Here is a 3043-nt window from a genome sequence, read left to right as displayed (position 1 = left end):
GGCGCTTAACGCGTCCGGGTACAAAACAGAAGTGGGCAGAACTCGTGGCCACCAGTGGGCAGATCCCCTGGCCACCAGCGGGCAGAACTACTGGCCGCCTACGGGCAGTTTCACATGGCCGCTAACATTGGTGGGAGAAGACGAATGGGCTATCCACGAGTTGCTCGTCAAATTCCCCAGCACGTCCGCTCCCTACAAGCACCGGGCGGCTCAGTCGGAACGGAGTGGAATAGTCTGCAGCATTCATTCTTATTTCACATATCCAGTTGGCTAGTCAAATTACTTAAAGGCGCGAGGGTGGAGAGAGCGTTGGTGCCGTTAGCCTGACCGTTGTGGCAGCAGCTTTGTAAGCGCGACCTCATCTAATCCGCTCAAGGCCAGCGGAACGGAAATTAGACGTCTTCGAGGGGCTCGGCTAGTGAGGTTTGTCGGGGTCGACTACTCATTCAGGCGCGTAGTGCGTAGAGAAAGAGTGTTCACCGTTGCTGACTGTCACCGACGTCGACGCTCCAGGCAATGTGATTACTGCGGTGACGCCAGGGGGTGTATTTGCCTTCATTTTGAATACCTCGTCTATCCAACTCCACTCCACCTCGATGCGACCGTAGGGGCTTTCGAGCGCTGCGCCTGCTGCCGTTATTCTCGGGTCCGGCTGGGGAGATATGACCACGGTTCGGTAACCGGGCTCGCCCGGTGCGATGCCGGCCACTCGACGGTGGAGCCAATCGGCGACAGCCCCGTAGGCATAGTGGTTGAACGAGGTCATCGCGCCTGGGTTGATCGAGCCGTCTGGCAGCATAGAGTCCCAGCGTTCCCACACGGTCGTAGCTCCCATCGAGACCGGGTAGAGCCAGGATGGACAATCTCGTTGGGTAAGCATGGAGAATGCGAGCGACCGTTCCCCAATTTCACACAGAGCATCGAGGATAAGTGGAGTACCTAGAAAGCCGGTGCTGATGCGACAGCCCGCTTCGCGGACCAGCTCTCCGAGACGTTGCGCTGCGCCCGCAAGTGCGTCGGGCCCGAGCAGGTTCCAGCAAATGGAAAGTGCATAAACCGTCTGGCAGTCGCTCTGGACAGTACCATTGGAGTCCACGTATGCCTTATTGAATGCCTTTCGAACCTCGTAGAAGAGGCTTTCGTAGCGTCGAGCATCGTCGTCGATGCCGATCTCGCGCGCTGCGGCAGCTAGCAATGATGCAGAGCGAGCAAAGTACGCTGTAGCGACGACAGCGGGGTCCGCTTTCACCTGGTCGGCATGCTCGGGTGGGGCGCTTGGGTCAAGCCAGTCTCCGAGCTGATAACCGGTGTCCCACAGGTGATTCTCTCCGGCTACCGCAGCAACCTTATCGACCCATCTCTTCATTGACTCGTATTGGTCCAGCAGGACTTGGCGGTCTGCATAGGCTTGAAAAAGCGTCATTGGAACTACGGTTGCGGCGTCGCCCCACCCGGCTACCGGTGTGTCATTCCTCAGCACATCTGGGACCACGAGTGGCACGGTTCCGTCGGCTCTCTGTTCCGCAGTGAGATCTTTCAACCAGCCGGCGAGCATCCCGGCGGTATCAAACAGGAAGTTTGCGGTGGGGGCGAAGACCTGAGCATCCCCCGTCCAACCAAGCCGCTCGTCCCGTTGAGGGCAGTCTGTAGGCACGTCAAAGAAGTTGCTTCGCATGCTCCAGACGATGTTCGAATGGAGCCGCTGAATTTCGGGGTCGGAGCAACTGAACCAGCCTGTGCGCTGAAGATTGCTGCCCAGCACTAACGCCTCGCATCGCTTCACATCTTCGAGGTCAAGGCCAGTGACTTCTGCATAACGGAAACCGCTGTAGGTGAAGATTGGCTCGAGGATCTCGTCGTTGGAACCATCGAGCACGTAGGAGCAGGTAGCCTTCGCTGATCGAAGTGGCCGCGTTCCCAGTTCCGAGTGTTCGAGTACTTCGGCATGGCGAACCATTACGGCGGTGCCAGCAGCTCCGTTGGCGGTCAGGCGCACTCTTCCCGCAATGTTCTGTCCAAAATCCACGATCAGGGCGCCCGATGGCGATCGAATTACCTCGCGAGGTCGCAGTATCTCGGTGGTCCGGATCCCTGGTCCGGTGGGCGCCACCAAAGTTTCAAGGTCAACCTGAAGAACTTCGACACTGTCCGGCCTTTCTTCCCGGCCCGGCCGTTCACCCTTCATGTTCCAGATTTCACCGTCGTAGAGATCGTCGTAGCGCAGATCGCTGCTGCCAGCGCTCCATGATTCGTCCGTGCCCCAAATTAGCTCGGTGCCGTCATCGAATTTGACGTGAAGCTGTGCCAGTAAGGCTAACTGGGCGCCGTAACTTGATCGATTGCCGGGCCATACAAGCTGACCGCGGTACCAGCCATTGCCAATAAGTGCTTCCACGCGGTTCGTTCCTGCTGTAAGGAGATTTGTGACGTCGTGGGTCTGATACTTCAATCGGTGAGAATAAGAGCTCCAGCCGGGAGCGAGCTCATCTATACCTACCCGGGCGCCGTTTATCCGCGCGTTATAGGTGCCCAGCGCTGTGATGTAAAGCCTTGCCGAGCGGGGTGCAGTTGGAAGAAGCACGATATTAGAAAGGAATGGGGCTCCGGCTTCAAGCTCTCCAATCGTGCTTGGCGTTACGAATTTGGCGGACCAGTCCGACGCGTCGAGTAGGCCTGTCTCCACGGTGAGGGGGTCCGAGTATTCGGTCCAGCCATCCGTGCTGCTGACCCGGACGCGGAGGACGCATTGATACATGCTTCGAAGCGGACGAAATGGCCATGAGACGAGGATTTGATCCTGTGAATCGAATCCCGCAGTCTGGACGTCGGGTCTGCCCAGAGTTTGGTTGTCACTGGGGGTTGATGGTTTTCAGGCCGCGTTTGCGGTTGTGTAAATTGTCTCAAACTCGACGGGGGTGAGGCTGACCCCGTTTCCCGGACAGGTGGTTGGTTGGTCAGGCTGCCAGTGTGAGCTGGCGGCGTTCGTACTCTAATGGACTGAGGTAGCCGATGCCGGAGTGGCGTCGGCGGGCGTTGTACCAGC

At 58.2% G+C, this 3043-nt stretch carries 2 protein-coding genes; both read right to left on the bottom strand.

Annotated elements, in window-relative coordinates:
* Positions 1-442: 442 nt before the first annotated feature.
* A complete protein-coding gene (locus B7R22_RS18285) occupies positions 443-2683 on the bottom strand; it encodes a family 78 glycoside hydrolase catalytic domain (RefSeq protein ID WP_437184163.1) in 2241 nt (746 codons plus the stop codon).
* A gap of 271 nt (positions 2684-2954) precedes the next feature.
* A partial coding sequence (locus tag B7R22_RS20365) for an IS3 family transposase (RefSeq protein ID WP_367302594.1) occupies positions 2955-3043 on the bottom strand: 89 nt, incomplete at its 5' end.

The sequence above is a fragment of the Subtercola boreus genome, assembly GCF_003399635.1.
GTDB lineage: Bacteria > Actinomycetota > Actinomycetes > Actinomycetales > Microbacteriaceae > Subtercola > Subtercola boreus_B.
This window is presented reverse-complemented; position numbering and strand designations above follow the sequence as displayed.